Genomic DNA, 19,517 nt, shown 5'->3' with positions numbered 1-19,517 from the left:
CTGTACGGGTGCCGGAAAGCGGCAAGTAGGGCCATAATGCGCGACACCCTCCCGGCGACGGCCCCGCGGAGGGCCGGGCGGCGTGTCCGAAATAGTGTGTATTGGGTCGGCAGTGTAGAACGGGAGATGTGACGGCAATGGCTACGGAAACTCCCCAGCTCAACGCAGCATGTGCCGTCCTCGCCCCGGGCAGCGCGCGGTGACGGGAACCGACACGGCGCCGGAACTGGAGCGCGCCACGCTGGACAAGGCCGCGAGCGAGAACTTCCCCGTGGCCCCCTTTTTCCTGCCCCGGGCCTGGCGCGCCGACCTCATGGCCGTGTACGGCTTCGCCCGCCTCGTGGACGACATCGGCGACGGCGACCTGGCCCCGGCGGGGCCGACGCGCGCGTCCTGGGCGTGCCGGCCGCCGAGGCCGAGGACCGGCTGGCCCTCCTCGACGCGTTCGAGGCCGACCTGCGGCGTGTCTTCGACGGCACGCCCCGCCACCCCCTGCTCCGCCGCCTGCAGCCCACCGTCCGCCGCCGCGCCCTCACTCCCGAGCCCTTCCTCGGCCTGATCGCCGCCAACCGCCAGGACCAGCTGGTCGCGCGGTACGAGACCTACGACGACCTGCTCGCCTACTGCGAACTGTCCGCCAACCCCGTCGGCCGCCTCGTCCTCTCCGTCACCGGTACCTCGACCCCCGAGCGGATCCGCCTCTCCGACGCCATCTGCACCGCGTTGCAGATCGTGGAACACCTCCAGGACGTGGCCGAGGACCTCGGCCGTGACCGGATCTATCTGCCCGCCGAGGACATGAAACGCTTCCACGTCCAGGAAACGGATCTCGCCACGAAAACCACGGGCGCATCGGTGCGCGCTCTGGTTGCATACGAAGCACAACGCGCCCGCGATCTGCTGAATGAAGGCGCCCCCCTGGTGGGTAGCGTCCACGGCAGGTTGAAGCTGCTGCTCGCGGGGTTCGTGGCGGGGGGAAGGGCGGCGATCCGGGCGATCGCCGCCGCCGAATACGACGTACTTCCCGGCCCGCCCAAACCCGGCAAGGTCCAGTTGCTGCGTGAGGTGGGCGTGACCCTGCGAGGAGAGGGGTGATCCGGACCGTGGAGTCTGTGCCACACGTGTCCGCACCGGTACTCGCCGCCTACAGCTACTGCGAGGCCGTCACCGGGCAGCAGGCCCGTAACTTCGCGTACGGCATCCGGCTGCTGCCGACGCCCAAGCGCCGCGCCATGTCGGCGCTGTACGCCTTCTCCCGGCGTGTCGACGACATCGGCGACGGCGACCTGCCCGGCGAGGTCAAGGTCGCGCGCCTCGAGGACACCCGGGCGCTGCTCACCCGCATCCGCGAGGGCCAGGTCGAGGAGGACGACACCGACCCGGTGGCCGTCGCCCTCACCCATGCCGCCGGCGCCTTCCCGATCCCGCTCGGCGGCCTGGACGAGCTGATCGACGGCGTCCAGATGGACGTGCGCGGGGAGAGCTACGAGACCTGGGACGACCTGAAGGTCTACTGCCGCTGTGTGGCCGGCGCCATCGGCCGCCTCTCGCTCGGCGTGTTCGGTACGGAACCGGGGGCGCGCGGCGCCGAGCGCGCGTCCGAGTACGCCGACACGCTCGGGCTCGCGCTCCAGCTCACCAACATCCTCAGAGACGTCCGCGAGGACGCCGAGGGCGGCCGTACCTATCTGCCCGCCGACGACCTCGCCAAGTTCGGCTGCTCGGCCGGATTCGGCGGGCCGACCCCACCGGAGGGCTCCGACTTCGCGGGCCTCGTGCACTTCGAAGTGCGACGGGCCCGCGCCCTTTTCGCCGAGGGCTACCGGCTGCTCCCCATGCTCGACCGGCGCAGCGGCGCCTGCGTCGCCGCCATGGCCGGCATCTACCGCCGCCTGCTCGACCGCATCGAGCGCGACCCGGAGGCCGTGCTGCGCGGCCGCGTCTCGCTGCCCGGACGCGAGAAGGCCTACGTCGCCGTACGCGGACTGTCCGGCCTCGACACCCGGCACGTGTCCCGGCGGACCGTCAGGAGGCGCGCCTGATGGGCTCTGTGGACCAGGAGGACTCCGACGGCCCGATGCGGCGGGCAACCCTCCGCTGCGGCGTGGCGTCCCTGACTGCGACGGCTGAGCGTGCACCGTTCATCCAGCACGCCAAGCAGGCCAGGCGAAGTCCGCTGAGGTTCGACAGCGCCCTGAAGGGGCGCGGGGCTGTGCGGGACATGCGGCTACCGCCGCGTGGGCACGACCAGCCACGATGGCGCCGCGGACGAGCGACGGCCCATCGCGGCACGTCCAGCGGAGCGCTTGGGCACGCACGGAGGGACGCACGATGAGCGACGGCGCACACCCCGCGGAGGCGCACGCCGACACCCCGGCACCGGCAGGGCGCAGTGCCGTCGTGGTCGGCGGCGGCCTGGCCGGGATCACCGCGGCGCTCGCGCTCGCCGACGCGGGCGTCCGGGTCACCCTGCTCGAAGGCAGGCCGAGACTGGGCGGCCTCGCCTTCTCCTTCCAGCGCGGCGACCTGACCGTCGACAACGGCCAGCACGTGTACCTGCGCTGCTGCACCGCCTACCGCTGGTTCCTCGACCGCATCGAGGGCACGGCGCTGGCACCGCTGCAGGATCGTCTCGACGTGCCCGTACTCGACGTGAACCGCCCCGAGGGACGGCGGCTCGGCAGACTGCGGCGCGACGCGCTGCCCGTACCCCTGCACCTGGGCCGGAGCCTCGCGACCTACCCGCACCTGTCGCTCGCCGAGCGTGCCGCGGTCGGGCGTGCCGCGCTCGCGCTCAAGGGGCTCGACCTCGCCGATCCGACCCTGGACACCCAGGACTTCGGCAGCTGGCTGGCCGCCCACGGCCAGTCGGCGCGTGCCATCGAGGCCCTGTGGGACCTGGTCGGGGTCGCCACCCTCAACGCGGTCGCGGGCGACGCCTCGCTGGGGCTCGCCGCGATGGTGTTCAAGACCGGTCTGCTGTCCGACCCGGGCGCGGCCGACATCGGCTGGGCCCACGTCCCGCTGGGCGAACTGCACGACCGGCTGGCCCGCAAGGCGCTCGACTCCGCGGGCGTCCGTACCGAGGTCCGTACACGCGTCACCTCCGTCTCCACCAACGAAAACGGGACCTGGAGCGTTCAGGTTCCCGACGAGACGATCCAGACCGACGCGGTCGTCCTCGCCGTACCCCAGCGCGAGACGCACGACCTGCTGCCACCCGGCGCCCTCGACGCCCCCGAACAGCTTCTGAGGATCGGCACCGCGCCGATCCTCAACGTGCATGTCGTCTACGACCGCAAGGTGCTCGCCCGGCCCTTCTTCGCCGCCCTCGGCACCCCCGTGCAGTGGGTCTTCGACCGGACGGCCGCGTCCGGCCTCGGCGAGGGGCAGTACCTGGCCCTGTCCCAGTCGGCGGCACAGGACGAGATCGACGCGCCGGTCGCCGAGCTCCGCGAGCGCTACCTGCCCGAGCTGGAGCGACTGCTTCCGGGCACCCGCGGCGCGGTGGTGAAGGACTTCTTCGTGACCCGGGAGCGCACGGCGACGTTCGCTCCCACCCCTGGCGTCGGGCGGCTGCGGCCCGGCGCCCGCACCAAGGCCCCCGGCCTGTACCTGGCCGGAGCGTGGACCGCCACCGGGTGGCCCGCGACCATGGAGAGTGCGGTCCGCAGTGGAGTGAGCGCGGCCGACGCCGCGCTGAGCGCCCTGGGCCGGCCCCGCCCCCGCCACCTCTTCGAGTTCGAGGAGGCGGCCTGATGCTCGATCAGCAGCCGGCGGCAGGCCCCCGCACCCCCGGTACCGCAACAAGAGGAGAGACTGTGCCCACTGTGCCCCCGGCCTCGACGCCCGCTCGGAGGACCGCGGTGGACGTGACCGCGCTTCTGGAGCGCGGGCGGACCCTGGCCACACCGGTCCTGCGTGCGGCCGTCGACCGTCTGGCTCCTCCCATGGACACCGTCGCCGCCTACCACTTCGGCTGGATCGACGCCGCAGGCAACCCGGCCGACGGCGACGGCGGCAAGGCCGTGCGTCCCGCCCTGGCCGTTCTCTCCGCCGAGGTCACCGGCGCCGCACCCGAGGTGGGCATCCCCGGGGCCGTCGCCGTCGAACTCGTCCACAACTTCTCGCTGCTGCACGACGACCTGATGGACGGCGACGAGCAGCGCCGCCACCGCGACACGGTCTGGAAGGTGCACGGCCCCGCCCAGGCCATCCTGGTCGGCGACGCCCTGTTCGCCCTCGCCAACGAGATTCTGCTGGAACTCGGCACCGTCGAGGCCGGCCGCGCCACCCGCCGTCTGACCACCGCCACCCGCGCCCTGATCGACGGTCAGGCGCAGGACATCTCCTACGAGCACCGCGACCGGGTCAGCGTCGAGGAGTGCCTGGAGATGGAGGGCAACAAGACCGGCGCCCTGCTCGCCGCCTCCAGCTCCATCGGCGCGGTGCTCGGCGGCGCCGACGACCGCACCGCCGACACCCTGGAGAAGTACGGCTACCACCTCGGCCTCGCCTTCCAGGCCGTCGACGACCTGCTCGGCATCTGGGGCGACCCGGAGTCCACCGGCAAGCAGACCTGGAGCGACCTGCGCCAGCGCAAGAAGTCCCTGCCGGTGGTGGCCGCGCTCGCGGCGGGCGGCTCCGCTTCGGAGCAGCTCGGCGAGATCCTCGCCGCCGACGCCAAGAGCAGCGACTTCGAGAACTTCTCCGAGGAGGAGTTCGCGGCACGCGCCGCCCTCATCGAGGAGGCCGGCGGCCGCGAGTGGACGGCCGAGGAAGCACGCCGTCAGCACACCATCGCCATCGAAGCCCTCGACGCCGTCGACATGCCCGACCAGGTGCGGGCCGCCTTCACGGCGCTCGCCGACTTCGTCGTCGTACGAAAGAGATGATCCCTATCGGTCGAATAGCCCTCGCGTAGTCGCCGGCCGGTGTCGAGGGACGACGGACACCGGCCGACGGCGGACCCACAGCAGCACGACTCGTACGACTGCACGAAGGGGAAGCCATGACAGCGACGACCGACGGAAGCACCGGGGCGACCATCCCGCCCCGCGCTGCCGCGGCCAGCGACACCGACATCACCACCCCCGCGGCGGCCGGGGTACAAGAAGCCGCCGAACGCGCCGCGCGGCGCGCCACCGATTTCCTGCTGGCACGGCAGGACGCCCAGGGCTGGTGGAAGGGCGACCTCGAGACGAACGTCACGATGGACGCCGAGGACCTGCTGCTCCGTCAGTTCCTGGGGATCCGCGACGAGGCGACGACCCGGGCCGCCGCCCTGTTCATCCGCGGCGAGCAGCGCGAGGACGGGACCTGGGCCACCTTCTACGGCGGGCCCGGCGAACTCTCCACCACCATCGAGGCGTACGTCGCCCTCCGCCTGGCCGGCGACGCACCCGACGCCCCGCACATGGCGAAGGCCTCCGCCTGGATCCGTGAGCGCGGCGGCATCGCCGCCGCCCGCGTGTTCACCCGGATCTGGCTGGCCCTGTTCGGCTGGTGGAAGTGGGAGGACCTGCCCGAACTCCCGCCGGAGCTGATCTACTTCCCCAGCTGGATGCCGCTCAACATCTACGACTTCGGCTGCTGGGCCCGGCAGACCGTCGTGCCGCTGACCGTGGTCTCGGCCAAGCGCCCGGTCCGCCCCGCGCCCTTCCCGCTGGACGAGCTGCACACCGATCCGGCCGACCCAAACCCGGCCAAGCCGCTCGCCCCGGTGGCGAGTTGGGACGGCGCCTTCCAGCGCCTGGACAAGGCGCTGCACCAGCTGCGCAAGGTCGCCCCGCGCCGGCTGCGCAAGGCCGCGATGAACGCGGCGGCCCGCTGGATCATCGAGCGCCAGGAGAACGACGGCTGCTGGGGCGGCATCCAGCCCCCCGCCGTGTACTCGATCATCGCCCTGCACCTGCTCGGCTACGACCTCCAGCACCCGGTGATGCGCGAGGGCCTCGCGTCGCTGGACCGTTTCGCCGTGTGGCGCGAGGACGGCGCCCGGATGATCGAGGCCTGCCAGTCCCCGGTGTGGGACACCTGCCTCGCCGCCATCGCGCTGGTCGACGCCGGACTGCCCACCGACCACCCGCAACTGGTCAAGGCCGCCGACTGGATGCTCGGCGAGGAGATCGTCCGGCCCGGCGACTGGGCCGTGAAGCGGCCCGGACTGCCGCCCGGCGGCTGGGCGTTCGAGTTCCACAACGACAACTACCCGGACATCGACGACACCGCCGAGGTCGCGCTCGCGCTGCGCCGGGTCCGGCACCACGACCCGGACCGGGTGGACGGGGCGATCGGGCGCGCGGTGCGCTGGAACCTCGGAATGCAGTCGAAGAACGGCGCGTGGGGCGCCTTCGACGTCGACAACACCAGCCCGTTCCCGAACCGGCTGCCGTTCTGCGACTTCGGCGAGGTCATCGACCCGCCCTCCGCGGACGTCACCGCGCACGTGGTCGAGATGCTCGCCGCCGAGGGACTCGCCCACGACCCGCGCACCCGGCGCGGCATCGAGTGGCTGCTCGCCGAACAGGAGCCGGACGGCTCGTGGTTCGGGCGCTGGGGCGTCAACTACGTCTACGGCACCGGCTCGGTGGTGCCCGCCCTGACCGCGGCCGGGCTGCCCGGCTCCCACCCGGCGATCCGACGGGCGGTGACCTGGCTGGAGAACGTCCAGAACGACGACGGCGGCTGGGGCGAGGACCTGCGCTCCTACAAGTACGTCAAGGAGTGGAGCGGTCGCGGCGCCTCCACCGCCTCGCAGACCGCGTGGGCGCTGATGGCCCTGCTCGCGGCGGGGGAGCAGGGCTCCAAGGCGGTCGAGCGCGGCGTCCGGTGGCTGGCCGAGACCCAGCGGGAGGACGGTTCCTGGGACGAGCCGTACTTCACCGGCACCGGCTTCCCGTGGGACTTCTCCATCAACTACCACCTCTACCGGCAGGTCTTCCCGCTCACCGCGCTCGGCCGGTATCTGCACGGCGACCCCTTCGAGCGGCAGTTGCTCGCCAGGACCAAGCCGCTCTCCGAGGTCAAGAAGCCGCTCTCCGAGGTCAAGGGGGGCTGAATGAGCGCCCAGCCCGCCCCGGCCCCGCTGCTGATCGCCTGCGCGCTCGGCATCGAGCACCTCGCCCTGCGCACCGGCGACCGCGGCGGTGCGGGCGGGCCCTTCTCCGTCGTCCGTACGGGCATGGGCCCCAAGGCGGCGGAACGCTCCGTCAACCGGCTCCTCGCGGACCCGGCGCTGGCCGACGCGGCCGTCCTGGCCACCGGCTTCTGCGCCGGGCTCGCACCCGGTATGCACCCCGGCGACCTGGTCGTCGCCGAGGAGACCCGGGACACGCACGGGACCGTCCCGTGCGTGGGCACCGACCTGCTCGTCAAGGAACTCGTGCGCATCCTGCCCGGGCGCACCGTCCACACGGGGCCGGTCACCGGCTCCGACCATGTCGTGCGCGGCCATGAGCGGTCCGACCTGCTCGCGACCGGCGCGATCGCGGTCGACATGGAGTCCGCGGCCACGCTCCTGAGCGCCGTCCGCGCGGGTGAGCGCCCGGTTGCGGCCGTACGGGTGGTCGTGGACGCTCCAGAACATGAACTCGTCCGGATCGGCACGGTGCGCGGTGGAATATCAGCTTTCCGCGTTCTTCGTACCGTCCTTCCCGCTTTTTTCGAATGGCACCGTTCTTTGTTGCTCCCCCGGAGGTGAGCCAGATGGCCATGCCGCTGCGTCAGTCCATCAAGGTCGCTACTTACCTGGCTGAACAGAAGATCCGCAGGCGGGACAAGTTTCCGCTCATCGTCGAGCTGGAACCGCTCTTCGCCTGCAACCTCAAGTGCGAGGGCTGCGGCAAGATCCAGCACCCGGCGGGTGTGCTCAAGCAGCGCATGCCGGTGGCCCAGGCCGTGGGCGCGGTGCTGGAGTCCGGTGCGCCGATGGTGTCCATCGCCGGTGGCGAGCCGCTGATGCACCCTCAGATCGACGAGATCGTCCGCCAGTTGGTGGCCAGGCGGAAGTACGTCTTCCTCTGCACCAACGCCCTGTTGATGCGCAAGAAGATGGACAAGTTCACGCCCTCGCCCTACTTCGCCTTCGCGGTGCACATCGACGGGCTGCGCGAGCGGCACGACGAGTCCGTGGCGAAGGAGGGTGTGTTCGACGAGGCGGTGGAGGCCATCAAGGAGGCCAAGCGGCGTGGCTTCCGGGTGACCACCAACTCCACCTTCTTCAACACCGACACCCCGCAGACCATCATCGAGGTGCTCAACTTCCTCAATGACGACCTGCAGGTGGACGAGATGATGATCTCGCCCGCCTACGCCTACGAGAAGGCACCGGACCAGGAGCACTTCCTCGGCGTCGAGCAGACCCGCGAGCTGTTCAAGAAGGCCTTCGCGGGCGGCAACCGCAAGAAGTGGCGGCTCAACCACTCCCCGCTCTTCCTGGACTTCCTGGAGGGCAAGGTCGACTTCCCGTGCACGGCGTGGGCGATCCCGAACTACTCGCTCTTCGGCTGGCAGCGCCCCTGCTACCTGATGAGCGACGGGTACGTGCCGACGTACCGCGAACTCATCGAGAAGACCGACTGGGACAAGTACGGCCGCGGCAAGGACCCGCGCTGCGCCAACTGCATGGCGCACTGCGGCTACGAGCCCACCGCCGTCCTCGCCACCATGGGCTCCCTGAAGGAGTCGCTGCGGGCCATGCGCGAGACCGTCTCCGGAAACCGGGAGTGACGCCATGACCGCCGTCCCCTTGGGAGTCCCCGAGGTACCGGCCCGGCCGGTCGCACCGCGGCGCGTGTCGCGGCAGATCCACGTCGGGCCGGTGGCGGTCGGGGGCGGAGCCCCGGTGTCGGTGCAGTCGATGACGACGACCCGTACGTCGGACATCGGCGCCACCCTGCAGCAGATAGCCGAACTCACCGCGTCCGGCTGCCAGATCGTCCGCGTCGCCTGCCCCACGCAGGACGACGCGGACGCTCTCGCGACCATCGCCCGCAAGTCGCAGATCCCGGTGATCGCGGACATCCACTTCCAGCCGAAGTACGTGTTCGCGGCGATCGAGGCGGGCTGCGCGGCGGTCCGGGTGAACCCGGGCAACATCAAGAAGTTCGACGACCAGGTGAAGGAGATCGCGCGGGCCGCGAGGGACCACGGCACCCCGGTCCGGATCGGCGTCAACGCCGGCTCGCTGGACCGGCGGCTGCTGCAGAAGTACGGAAAGGCGACTCCGGAGGCGCTGGTCGAGAGCGCGCTGTGGGAGGCGTCGCTCTTCGAGGAGCACGACTTCCGCGACATCAAGATCTCGGTCAAGCACAACGACCCGGTCGTGATGATCGAGGCGTACCGGCAACTCGCCGAGCAGTGCGACTACCCGCTGCACCTGGGCGTCACCGAGGCCGGCCCCGCCTTCCAGGGCACGATCAAGTCGGCAGTGGCCTTCGGGGCGCTGCTGTCGCGGGGGATCGGCGACACCATCAGGGTCTCGCTGAGCGCCCCGCCCGCCGAGGAGGTCAAGGTCGGCATCCAGATCCTGGAGTCCCTGGGGCTGCGGCAGCGGCGCCTGGAGATCGTCTCCTGCCCGTCCTGCGGGCGGGCCCAGGTCGATGTGTACAAGCTGGCCGACGAGGTCACGGCGGGGCTGGACGGCATGGACGTGCCCCTGCGGGTCGCGGTGATGGGCTGTGTCGTCAACGGACCGGGTGAGGCCCGCGAGGCCGACCTCGGGGTTGCCTCGGGCAACGGCAAGGGCCAGATCTTCGTCAGGGGCGAGGTCGTCAAGACCGTCCCCGAGTCCCGGATCGTGGAGACCCTCATCGAGGAGGCCATGAAGCTCGCAGAGCGGACGAAGTGAGTTGGGGTTAAAGCACGGCACGGACCGAGAGGGGGCCCAGCGTGACGATTCTGGAGAGCATCAGGGGACCACGCGACCTGAAGGCGCTGTCCGAGGCGGAGCTCGGCGAACTGTCCGAGGAGATCCGTGAGTTCCTGGTGCACGCGGTGGCGAGAACCGGCGGTCACCTCGGGCCCAATCTGGGGGTGGTGGAACTCTCCATCGCGCTCCACCGGGTCTTCGAGTCGCCGGTCGACCGCATCCTGTGGGACACCGGTCACCAGAGCTATGTCCACAAGCTGCTGACCGGGCGTCAGGACTTCTCCAAGCTGCGCGGCAAGGGGGGCCTGTCCGGCTATCCCTCGCGCGAGGAGTCCGAGCACGACGTCATCGAGAACAGCCACGCCTCCACCGCGCTCGGCTGGGCCGACGGCCTCGCCAAGGCCAACCAGGTGCAGGGGGAGAAGGGCCATGTGGTCGCGGTCATCGGCGACGGCGCGCTGACCGGCGGCATGGCCTGGGAGGCGCTGAACAACATCGCGGCCGCCAAGGACCGGCCGCTGATCATCGTCGTCAACGACAACGAGCGGTCGTACGCCCCGACCATCGGGGGCCTGGCCAACCACCTGGCCACCCTGCGCACCACCGACGGCTACGAGAAGGTCCTCGCCTGGGGCAAGGACGTCCTGCTGCGCACTCCGGTCGTCGGCCACACCCTCTACGAGTCCCTGCACGGCGCGAAGAAGGGCTTCAAGGACGCCTTCGCCCCGCAGGGCATGTTCGAGGACCTGGGCCTGAAGTACGTCGGTCCGATCGACGGTCACGACATCAAGGCCGTCGAGTCGGCGCTGCGCCGGGCCAAACGCTTCCACGGGCCCGTCCTGGTCCACTGCCTCACGGAGAAGGGCCGTGGCTACGAACCCGCCCTCGCCCACGAGGAGGACCACTTCCACACCGTCGGCGTGATGGACCCGCTCACCTGCGCACCGCTCGTGCCGTCCAACGGGCCGTCCTGGACCTCGGTGTTCGGCGACGAGATCGTCCGGATCGGCGAGGAGCGGGAGGACGTCGTGGCGATCACGGCGGCCATGCTGCACCCGGTGGGCCTCGGCCCGTTCGCCGAGCGCTTCCCCGACCGGGTGTGGGACGTGGGCATCGCCGAGCAGCACGCGGCCGTCTCCGCGGCGGGCCTCGCCACCGGCGGACTGCACCCGGTCGTCGCCGTCTATGCCACCTTCCTCAACCGTGCCTTCGACCAGCTGCTGATGGACGTCGCCCTGCACCGGTGCGGGGTGACCTTCGTGCTGGACCGGGCCGGTGTCACCGGTGTCGACGGGGCGTCCCACAACGGCATGTGGGACATGTCGGTCCTCCAGGTCGTCCCGGGCCTCAGGATCGCCGCCCCGCGTGACGCCGACCAGTTGCGCGCCCAGCTGCGGGAGGCCGTCGCCGTGGACGACGCGCCCACCCTGGTCCGCTTCCCGAAGGAGTCGGTCGGCCCCGAGATCCCGGCGATCGGCCACGTCGGCGGCATGGACGTCCTGCACCGCGGCGAAGACCCCGAGGTGCTGCTGGTGGCCGTCGGCGTGATGGCGCCGGTGTGCCTCCAGGCCGCCGAGCTGCTGGCGGCCCGGGGCATCACCTGCACGGTCGTGGACCCCCGTTGGGTCAAGCCCGTCGACCCGGCGCTGCCGGGGCTGGCCGCCGCACACCGGCTGGTGGCCGTCGTGGAGGACAACAGCCGGGCCGCCGGGGTCGGTTCGGCCGTGGCACTCGCCCTCGGCGACGCCGACGTGGACGTGCCGGTACGGCGGTTCGGCATCCCGGAGCAGTTCCTCGCGCACGCCAAGCGCGGCGAGGTGCTGGCCGACATCGGCCTCACGCCGGTCGAGATCGCCGGACGGATCGGCGCGAGCCTGGCCGCGGGGGACGAGGGTTTCGCCGTCAAGGACACGGATTTCGCCGTCAGGGACGCGGGGGGCTCAGTCAAGGAGAAAGCTGAATGACCAAGGAGTTCGACCTCGGCGCCCTCCTCGCCGACCGCGGAGCCGAGCGCTACGAGCTGCACACCAAGTACCTGAACCCGCAGCTCCCGCGCATGCTGCACACCATCGGCTTCGACAAGGTCTACGAGCGCGCCGAGGGCGCCCACTTCTACGACGCGGACGGCAACGACTACCTGGACATGCTCGCCGGGTTCGGGGTGATGGGCCTCGGCCGCCACCACCCGGTCGTCCGTCAGGCGCTGCACGACGTCCTGGACCTGAACCTCGCCGACCTCACCCGCTTCGACTGCCAGCCGCTGCCCGGCCTGCTCGCGGAGCGGCTGCTCGCCCACAGCCCGCACCTGGACCGGGTCTTCTTCGGCAACAGCGGCACCGAAGCGGTCGAGACCGCCCTGAAGTTCGCCCGGTACGCCACCGGCAGGCCGCGCGTCCTCTACTGCGACCACGCCTTCCACGGCCTGACCACCGGCTCCCTGTCGGTCAACGGCGAGGACGGCTTCCGCGACGGCTTCGCCCCGCTGCTGCCCGACACCGCCGTACCCCTCGGCGATCTCGACGCGCTCGCCCGGGAGCTGAAGAAGGGCGATGTGGCCGCCCTGATCGTGGAGCCGATCCAGGGCAAGGGCGTGCAGGAGGCCCCGCCCGGCTATCTGCGCGCCGCGCAGGAGCTGCTCCACCGGCACAAGGCGCTGCTCATCGCCGACGAGGTGCAGACCGGCCTCGGACGCACCGGCGACTTCTACGCCTACCAGCACGAGGACGGCGTCGAACCGGACCTGGTGTGCGTGGCCAAGGCGCTCTCCGGCGGCTATGTCCCGGTCGGCGCCACCCTGGGCAAGGACTGGATCTTCAAGAAGGTCTACTCGTCCATGGACCGCGTCCTGGTCCACTCGGCGAGCTTCGGGTCCAACGCGCAGGCGATGGCGGCCGGCCTCGCCGTGCTGTCGGTGATGGAGAACGAGCAGATCGTCGCCGGGGTGCGGACGACGGGCGGGCTGCTGAAGTCCCGGCTCACCGCGCTGATCGACAAGTACGAGCTGCTCGCCGACGTCCGCGGCCGGGGCCTGATGATCGGCATCGAGTTCGGCAGGCCCAGCTCGCTGAAGCTGCGCAGCCGCTGGACCATGCTGCAGGCCGCGCGCAAGGGCCTGTTCGCCCAGATGGTGGTCGTACCGCTGCTGCAGCGGCACCGGATCCTCACCCAGGTCTCCGGCGACCACCTGGAGGTCATCAAGCTCATCCCGCCGCTGGTCCTGAACGAGGCGGACGTGGACCGGTTCGTCGACGCCTTCACGGCGGTGATGGACGACGCGCACAGCGGCGGCGGCCTGATGTGGGACTTCGGCAAGACGCTGATCAAGCAGGCGGTGGCCAACCGCTGAGGCCGGGTTTTTGCCTCTGAGGCAAGAAATTTGCCCCAGGGGCAACACTCCGGCTGAATGGAGGCATGAACGCCTCAGAAGCCGCGCCGCCGGCGGGCCAGGGCGACGACCTGCGCGCCGTGGCGCCGCAGCTGCGCGCCCTGCGCCGGCGCACGGGCCTCACCCTGGAGGCCGCGGCCCGCTCCGCCGGGCTCTCGCCGGCCCACCTCTCCCGGCTGGAGACCGGGCAGCGCCAGCCCTCGCTGCCGATGCTGCTCGCGCTCGCCCGCATCTACGGTACGACCGTCTCGGAGCTGCTCGGCGAGACGGTCGCCGACCGGGACGCCGTCGTGCGCGCCGCCGACATGGAGCCGACCCACGCGGGCGGCTGGACGTACGTCCAGGCCGGAGCCCCCGGCCGCGGCATGCAGGCGCTGCGCGTCCGGGTGCCGTACGGCACCCAGGGCGACATCGTGCGCGTCCACCCGGGTGAGGAGTGGCTGTACGTCCTCAAGGGACGGCTCCGGCTGCGCCTGGGGGACACCGCGCATCTGCTCGCGCCCGGCGACAGCGCGCACTTCGACTCGCTCACCCCGCACCGCCTCGCCGCCGAGGACCACGACGGCGTGGAGCTGCTGTTCGTCCACACCCTGCTGCAGAGCCCCACGGCCACGCTGTGCCTGGGCCCGCTGACTGGAGAGCTGCCATGAGCAATTTCGAGGAGAGGTTCCCCCGCGCCCTGTGGATCCGGCTGGTCATCTACATCGCCGTGGGCCACGTGTTCGCCGCGTTCCTCTACCTGCTGTTCGAGCTGGGTGGCAAGGGCTGACCGCCGTCAGTCCAGCAGGCGCTCCCGCAGCCGCTCCCGGGTCGCGGGGGTGAGCCCCAGGCCCTGCTCGAAGTAGGTGTCGACGCCGCCCCACGTCTCCTCGATGCTCGCGAAGGCCGCCTGAAGATACTCGGCGCGCGCGTCGAAGAGCGGACTGAGCAGCTCCATCACCTCGGGTGTGTACGCGGTGTCCGCACTGCCGTTGCGACGGACCTTGTAGCGCCGGTGCTTGGCGTTGGACTCCAGGTAGTCGGCGATGACGGCCTCGCGCTCCACGCCCACGGCGAGGAGCGTGACGGCTATGGAGATGCCCGCGCGGTCCTTGCCTGCCGCGCAGTGCATCAGCGCGGGCACGCTGTCCTCGGCGATCGCGTGCAGCACCCGGGAGTGCTCGGCGGTGCGCTCCTTGACGATCGTCCGGTACGAGGCGACCATCCGGGCCGCCGCCTTGCCGTCCGCGAGGATGCCGCGCAGCTGGTCGAGGTCGCCGTCGCGGACCATCTTCCAGAACTCGGCGCCGTCCGCCGGGTCGCTCAGCGGCAGGTTCACGTTCCGCACGCCGGGCAGGGCGACGTCCGGGCCCTCCAGCTTCTGGTCGGCCGCGTTGCGGAAGTCGAAGATCGTGTGCAGGCCCAGGGACGCGAGGAAGGCCGCGTCGTCCTCGGTCGCGTGCGCGAGATGGCCGCTGCGGAACAGCAATCCGGGGCGCACCCGCCGTCCGTCCACGGTGGGCAGCCCGCCCACGTCACGGAAATTACGCACTCCGGCCAGCTCGGGCTCGGTCGAGGGGACCTGCTGCGTCACGGGGGCTCCTCCCGGTCAGCCCCGCCGGCGCGGCTCGTCGACGGGCACTCCGTCGACGATACGACATCGATTACCTCGGGCAATGAGTTGTCCACAGGCGTTGCCACCAGGGGCTGTGGGGCCTAATGATGTTCGCACTTGAGCGGATCTGTTGGCACCTGTGAGGTCTCGATGGTGGACATCGCCGAAAACGGTCGTACGTGGCTCCTGTCGGGGCCCACAAGCAGCTATGCGCTGCATCTCTCCGAGGCGGACGAACTGCTGCACCTCCATTGGGGACCACGGATCGCGCTCGCCGACGCGGAGGCCCTGGCGGTGAGTCCGCTGCCCGCCTACTGGCCCTTCGAGTCCCCGCTCGACGGCCGCGAGGAGTACCCCGTCGAGGGCGGCCCCCGCTTCGTCCGCCCGGCCCTGTCCGTGCGCACCGAGGAGCGGCGCGGCACCGAGTGGCGCTTCGTGTCCCACCAGTCCGAGGATGACGAGCTGCGGCTGGCCTTCGACGACGACGGGCTCGCCGTCACCCTCCACTACCGGATGCGCGGGGATGTCCTGGAGCGCTGGGTGACCGTGGCGAACGGCGGGCACGCGCGCGTGGAGCTGCTGCGCGCCGACGCCGCCACCTGGACCCTGCCCGACCGCGAGGGCTGGCGGCTGTCCCAGCTGCACGGCCGCTGGGCCGCCGAGTCCCTGCTCGCCACCGCGCCGCTCACCTACGGCGAGAAGATCATCGGCAGCCGCCGCGGCCACACCGGCCACCAGCACCTGCCCTGGGTCGCGCTGGACACCGACGCGACCGAGGAGCGCGGCGAGGTCTACGGCTGCGCGCTCGGCTGGTCCGGCTCCTGGCGGATCGCCGTCGCCCAACTCCCCGACGGGCGCGTGCAGATCACCGGTGGCGCCGGCTACGACGACTCGGGCCTGCTGCTGCTCCAGCCGGGCGAGTCGTACACCACCCCCGTCTTCGCGGGCCTGTGGAGCGACGGCGGTTTCGGCGGGGCCAGCCGCACCTGGCACGCCTACCAGCGGGCGTACGTCATCCCGGACGCGGACCAGGACCGGCCGGTGCTGTTCAACTCCTGGGAGGCGACCAACTTCGACATCTCCGAGGAGCAGCAGGCCGCCCTCGCCCGGCGGGCCGCCGACATCGGCGTGGAGCTGTTCGTCGTGGACGACGGCTGGTTCGGTGCCCGCACCAGCGACCGGGCCGGCCTCGGTGACTGGACGCCCAACCCCGACCGCTTCCCGCACGGCCTCAAGCCCCTCGCCGACCAGGTGCACGACCTCGGCATGCAGTTCGGGATCTGGGTCGAGCCCGAGATGGTCAACCCCGACAGCGACCTCTACCGCGCCCACCCCGACTGGGTGCAGTACCAACCGGGACGGAAGCGGACGGAACTACGCAACCAGCTCGTCCTCAACCTCGCCCGCGAGGATGTTCAGGAGTACCTCTGGGAGCAGCTGGACACGCTCCTGTCCAGCGCCCCGATCGACTACGTGAAGTGGGACTTCAACCGCTGCTTCACCGACGCCGGCTGGCCCGGGGAGCCGTACCCGCAGCGCCTGTGGGTCGACCACGTCCGCGCCCTGTACGCCCTGCTGGACCGGCTGCGCGCCGCCCATCCCTCGGTCGCCTTCGAGTCCTGCTCGGGCGGCGGCGGGAGGATCGACCTGGGCGTGATGAGCCGCACCGACCAGGTGTGGACCTCCGACAACACCGACCCGCTCGACCGGCTCGCCATCCAGCACGGCTTCAGCCAGATCCACCCCGCGCGGGTCATGGCGGCCTGGGTCACCGACAGCCCGAACACCCAGCTCAACGGGCGGGAAAGCTCGCTGCGGTTCCGCTTCGTCAGCTCGATGGCCGGGGTGCTCGGCGTCGGCGGCGACCTCACCGAGTGGACCGGGGAGGAGCTGGCCGAAGCCCACCGGTGGGTGGAGCTGTACAAGGAGATCCGCCCGGTCGTCCAGCGCGGCGACCAGTACCGGCTGCGGCCCCCGGCGGGCGGCCTCAGTGCCGTCCAGTACGTCCTCGGGGACGAGACCGTGGTCCTCGCCTGCCTGCAGGCGCAGCACTACGGCGAGCCGGTCCCGGCGCTGCGGCTGCGCGGACTCGACCCGACGGCGTCGTACGAATGCCGCGAAACGGGTGAAGTGCACCGCGGGGCGGTCCTGCTGCACCACGGGCTGCGCACCGGACTGAAGGGTGACCTGGATGCGACGGTTCTCCGACTGCGTCGCATCTGAGCTTTCTGTCCGAATTGGAGCCTTCATTCCAACTCGCTCTGGAATGAGGGGGCGTGGGGAGTCGGGGCGTGAGGAGCGTCATATTCGTGACCGTGCGTCGCGCGTCATGTCCACGTAATTCCGATAGCGGCAAAGGGAATTGAAAAGGGGAGAGATTCGGGAATTCACGGAGAGTGACCGTGAATTCCCGAATTGGATCACTTGAGACCCCGACGTCGGGAACCGGTCGCTTGTCCGGGTCCGTCTTGCTCGCTTACGTTCGCCACCAATCCGGACGGAACGCCGAATCCTGCCGCCGCCCGGAGTCCCCACACACTTCACCCGTGTTCGGCAGGAGCGGGGGACCCACCAGGTATGACTGCCTGTCCCGGTCTCCGCGACAGGCTGGGGGTGTAGCCGCGCAGCGCGCGGCCGGGCAGCTCCAGCCCGAACCCGACAGCTCACCTCGCAGGCGCCGGAGAGGAATGCGCCATGCCCGCGAAGGGTAAGCACCGCCGTCCCAAGGCCCCGCGTTTCACCCGCTCGATCGCCGTCGCCGGAACCGGTGGCGCCGCGCTGGTCCTGCCGTTCTTCGGGGCCACCGGAGCGCACGCCGCCACCGCGCAGTCCGTTTCCGGAAAGGCCGTGCAGTCCCTTCCGTCCGTGGCGAAGACGGCCGCGAAGAAGGCGGCCGCACAGCAGAATTCGGGCGTGCGCACCTACACGGTGCAGTCCGGTGACTGGCTCGCGAAGATCGCCGACGACCAGCACGTCAGCGGCGGCTGGCAGCGGCTCTACGACGACAACCGGCAGGCCGTCGGCCAGGACCCCTCGCTGATCCACCCGGGTCTGAAGCTGTCGCTCGGCGGGCAGGCCGCCCAGACGCACACCGAGCCCTCCGCTCCCGCCCCCGCGCGGGCGCCGCAGTCCCAGGCCGCCGACACCTCCGGTGCCGCCACCGCCCCCTCCACCGGCTACACCCTCCCGGTCACCGGCGCCACCATCGGCACCGGCTACCACGTGGCCGGCAGCATGTGGTCCAGCGGCTACCACACCGGCGTCGACTTCGTCGTGCCGACCGGCACCTCGCTCAAGGCCGTCGCCGCCGGCACCGTCGTCTCCGCCGGGTGGGGCGGCGCGTACGGCAACCAGGTCGTCATCAAGCTGAACGACGGCTACTACGCCCAGTACGGCCACCTCTCGCAGCTCTCCGTCTCGGCCGGCCAGACCGTGACCGCGGGCCAGCAGATCGGCCTCTCCGGTGCGACCGGCAACGTGACCGGCCCGCACCTGCACTTCGAGATCCGCACCACGCCGAACTACGGCTCGGACATCGACCCCGTCGGCTACCTCCGCACGCACGGCGTCGCCGTCTGAGGCTCCGGCTTCCAGGGACCCACTCCTCGAGAATCACCTGCCTGATACGCAGTCGAAGGCCGGACCCCGATCCACGGGTCCGGCCTTCGGCATGTGCGCTCGTACCACCCGTCTCGTTGCGGTCCTGTGGCGGCCGCGCCCAGGGTGTCGACAGGAGAGGTGGGGTGCGGACACAGTGGCCTGCGTGGGATGCAAGCGCTTTCTGTCTCCGTTTTCCGTCTCCGCTTCCCGTCTGTGAAGGAGCCACCCGACGTGACGACCACCCGCCGCGGCTTCGCGGCCCTCGCGGCCTCGGCCGCCCTCACCGCCCTCGCCCCCGCACCGGCCGCCCACGCCGCACCCCGCCACCGCCGCCTCCTCGCCCATGACGACTTCCGGCACGGGCTCGGCCAGTGGGTCACCGAACTCCAGGACGGCGGCAGCGTCACCGCCGCCGACGGCGTCCTGGACATCGACGTGCCGAGCGGCGCCACGGTCTGGTTCCGGCAGCGGCTCGACGGGCCGTACGTCCTCGAGTACACCGCCACCGCGGTCTCGGCGGGCGGCGCCAACGACCGGGTCTCCGACCTGAACAACTTCTGGAACGCCACCGACGTCCGTTCTCCGGACGACCTGTTCGCCGCCCGCCGGGGCGGCGCGCTCGCCGAGTACGACTACCTCACGACCTACTACGTCGGCTACGGCGCCAACTCCAACACCACGACCCGGCTGCGCCGCTACGTCGGCGAGCCCGGCGTCCGCCCGCTCGTCTACGACTACACCGAACCCCTGCTGGTCCCCGGCCGGCCCAACCATGTGCGGATCGTGTCGGACGGCTCGCTCGTGCAGTGGTGGAACAACGGGCGGCTCGTGTTCGACTACACGGACCCGGAGCCGTACACCGGCGGACACTTCGCCTTCCGGACCGTGTGGAGCCACTTCCGGGTCAGCGGCTTCCGGGTGTGGCGATCGCACGGTCAACGCGCCTGACCGGGCCGCTATTCCTGGATTGGCAAATTATTTAAGGGTGTCTCATCTCACCGTCCGTCAACCCCTGCTTACGGTCGCGTAGGTCACATCCGAAGGTGAATCATGGTCCGACGTGGCAG

The 19,517-nt window shown here is 71.1% G+C and carries 16 protein-coding genes, 1 pseudogene and 1 riboswitch; of the genes and pseudogenes, 16 read left to right on the top strand and 1 reads right to left on the bottom strand.

What is annotated here, in order from left to right:
• The first annotated feature begins 169 nt into the window (after positions 1-169).
• The 13 genes and pseudogenes from hpnC to CRP49_RS43280 all read left to right on the top strand — a co-directional run bounded on the left by hpnC (position 170) and on the right by CRP49_RS43280 (position 14,025).
• A pseudogene (hpnC, locus tag CRP49_RS43335) lies at positions 170-1,095 on the top strand (squalene synthase HpnC).
• Positions 1,092-2,042, top strand: a complete 951-nt coding sequence (gene hpnD, locus CRP49_RS43330; RefSeq protein WP_179852038.1) for a presqualene diphosphate synthase HpnD — start codon at positions 1,092-1,094, stop codon at positions 2,040-2,042. Before hpnC ends, hpnD begins: the two are co-directional and overlap by 4 nt.
• Positions 2,042-2,335, top strand: coding sequence for a DUF6380 family protein (locus CRP49_RS49490; protein WP_373560433.1), 294 nt, complete (start codon positions 2,042-2,044; stop codon positions 2,333-2,335). Before hpnD ends, CRP49_RS49490 begins: the two co-directional genes overlap by 1 nt.
• Positions 2,332-3,759, top strand: a complete 1,428-nt coding sequence (hpnE, locus tag CRP49_RS43325; protein WP_097258818.1) for a hydroxysqualene dehydroxylase HpnE — start codon at positions 2,332-2,334, stop codon at positions 3,757-3,759. Before CRP49_RS49490 ends, hpnE begins: the two co-directional genes overlap by 4 nt.
• A 71-nt stretch (positions 3,760-3,830) precedes the next feature.
• Positions 3,831-4,895: a polyprenyl synthetase family protein gene (locus CRP49_RS43320; RefSeq protein ID WP_179852087.1), complete on the top strand. Its 1,065-nt coding sequence runs from the start codon at positions 3,831-3,833 to the stop codon at positions 4,893-4,895.
• Positions 4,896-5,011: 116 nt separating this feature from the next.
• A complete protein-coding gene (shc, locus tag CRP49_RS43315; protein WP_097258816.1) occupies positions 5,012-7,060 on the top strand; it encodes a squalene--hopene cyclase in 2,049 nt (682 codons plus the stop codon).
• Positions 7,061-7,702, top strand: coding sequence for a 1-hydroxy-2-methyl-2-butenyl 4-diphosphate reductase (locus CRP49_RS43310; protein WP_097258815.1), 642 nt, complete (start codon positions 7,061-7,063; stop codon positions 7,700-7,702).
• A 5-nt stretch (positions 7,703-7,707) separates the two neighbouring features.
• Positions 7,708-8,730, top strand: coding sequence for an adenosyl-hopene transferase HpnH (hpnH, locus tag CRP49_RS43305; protein WP_094217517.1), 1,023 nt, complete (start codon positions 7,708-7,710; stop codon positions 8,728-8,730).
• Between the two features lie 4 nt (positions 8,731-8,734).
• Positions 8,735-9,850 carry a flavodoxin-dependent (E)-4-hydroxy-3-methylbut-2-enyl-diphosphate synthase gene (gene ispG, locus CRP49_RS43300; protein ID WP_097258814.1) on the top strand — a complete coding sequence of 372 codons (1,116 nt, stop codon included), beginning with the start codon at positions 8,735-8,737 and terminating at the stop codon, positions 9,848-9,850.
• A gap of 41 nt (positions 9,851-9,891) precedes the next feature.
• Positions 9,892-11,835 (top strand): 1-deoxy-D-xylulose-5-phosphate synthase, encoded by a 1,944-nt coding sequence (dxs, locus tag CRP49_RS43295; protein ID WP_097258813.1) that lies wholly within the window; start codon positions 9,892-9,894, stop codon positions 11,833-11,835.
• The gene (locus tag CRP49_RS43290; protein WP_097258812.1) at positions 11,832-13,217 is read left to right on the top strand and encodes an aspartate aminotransferase family protein; all 1,386 of its coding nucleotides are present in this window, start codon (positions 11,832-11,834) and stop codon (positions 13,215-13,217) included. Before dxs ends, CRP49_RS43290 begins: the two co-directional genes overlap by 4 nt.
• Positions 13,218-13,282: 65 nt before the next feature.
• Entirely contained in the window at positions 13,283-13,906 is a 624-nt protein-coding gene (locus CRP49_RS43285) for a helix-turn-helix domain-containing protein (protein WP_097258811.1), read from the top strand.
• Positions 13,903-14,025, top strand: a complete 123-nt coding sequence (locus CRP49_RS43280; RefSeq protein WP_097258810.1) for a DUF6126 family protein — start codon at positions 13,903-13,905, stop codon at positions 14,023-14,025. Before CRP49_RS43285 ends, CRP49_RS43280 begins: the two co-directional genes overlap by 4 nt.
• Before the next feature lie 6 nt (positions 14,026-14,031).
• On the opposite strand, the gene CRP49_RS43275 is transcribed toward CRP49_RS43280, so the two are convergent.
• Positions 14,032-14,829: a tyrosine-protein phosphatase gene (locus CRP49_RS43275; RefSeq protein WP_097258809.1), complete on the bottom strand. Its 798-nt coding sequence runs from the start codon at positions 14,827-14,829 to the stop codon at positions 14,032-14,034.
• Positions 14,830-15,000: 171 nt separating this feature from the next.
• Here CRP49_RS43275 and CRP49_RS43270 point away from each other — a divergent pair, with 171 nt between their 5' ends.
• The 3 genes from CRP49_RS43270 (at position 15,001) to CRP49_RS43260 (ending at position 19,398) form a co-directional block, all read left to right on the top strand.
• Positions 15,001-17,073, top strand: a complete 2,073-nt coding sequence (locus CRP49_RS43270) for an alpha-galactosidase (protein WP_097258808.1) — start codon at positions 15,001-15,003, stop codon at positions 17,071-17,073.
• A 303-nt stretch (positions 17,074-17,376) separates the two neighbouring features.
• Positions 17,377-17,540: riboswitch (cyclic di-AMP (ydaO/yuaA leader) on the top strand.
• Positions 17,541-17,544: 4 nt separating this feature from the next.
• Positions 17,545-18,429 carry a LysM peptidoglycan-binding domain-containing M23 family metallopeptidase gene (locus CRP49_RS43265; protein WP_097258807.1) on the top strand — a complete coding sequence of 295 codons (885 nt, stop codon included), beginning with the start codon at positions 17,545-17,547 and terminating at the stop codon, positions 18,427-18,429.
• Positions 18,430-18,681: 252 nt separating this feature from the next.
• Complete coding sequence (locus CRP49_RS43260) at positions 18,682-19,398, top strand: DUF6250 domain-containing protein (protein ID WP_097258806.1); 717 nt, start codon at positions 18,682-18,684, stop codon at positions 19,396-19,398.
• Positions 19,399-19,517 lie beyond the last annotated feature (119 nt).

The organism is Streptomyces sp. Ag109_G2-15 (assembly GCF_900215565.1).
Lineage (GTDB): Bacteria > Actinomycetota > Actinomycetes > Streptomycetales > Streptomycetaceae > Streptomyces > Streptomyces diastatochromogenes.
Note: the sequence above shows the minus strand (reverse complement) of the source record. Positions and strands in the feature narration are given on the sequence as shown.

Coding starts and splice junctions, on each gene's coding strand:
- CRP49_RS43290 (WP_097258812.1), top strand. CDS start 11,832: ATGACCAAGGAGTTCGACCTCGGCGCCCTCCTCGCCGACCGCGGAGCC.
- ispG (WP_097258814.1), top strand. CDS start 8,735: ATGACCGCCGTCCCCTTGGGAGTCCCCGAGGTACCGGCCCGGCCGGTC.
- CRP49_RS43280 (WP_097258810.1), top strand. CDS start 13,903: ATGAGCAATTTCGAGGAGAGGTTCCCCCGCGCCCTGTGGATCCGGCTG.
- CRP49_RS43265 (WP_097258807.1), top strand. CDS start 17,545: ATGCCCGCGAAGGGTAAGCACCGCCGTCCCAAGGCCCCGCGTTTCACC.
- shc (WP_097258816.1), top strand. CDS start 5,012: ATGACAGCGACGACCGACGGAAGCACCGGGGCGACCATCCCGCCCCGC.
- hpnE (WP_097258818.1), top strand. CDS start 2,332: ATGAGCGACGGCGCACACCCCGCGGAGGCGCACGCCGACACCCCGGCA.
- CRP49_RS49490 (WP_373560433.1), top strand. CDS start 2,042: ATGGGCTCTGTGGACCAGGAGGACTCCGACGGCCCGATGCGGCGGGCA.
- hpnH (WP_094217517.1), top strand. CDS start 7,708: ATGGCCATGCCGCTGCGTCAGTCCATCAAGGTCGCTACTTACCTGGCT.
- CRP49_RS43310 (WP_097258815.1), top strand. CDS start 7,061: ATGAGCGCCCAGCCCGCCCCGGCCCCGCTGCTGATCGCCTGCGCGCTC.
- CRP49_RS43270 (WP_097258808.1), top strand. CDS start 15,001: ATGGTGGACATCGCCGAAAACGGTCGTACGTGGCTCCTGTCGGGGCCC.
- CRP49_RS43285 (WP_097258811.1), top strand. CDS start 13,283: ATGAACGCCTCAGAAGCCGCGCCGCCGGCGGGCCAGGGCGACGACCTG.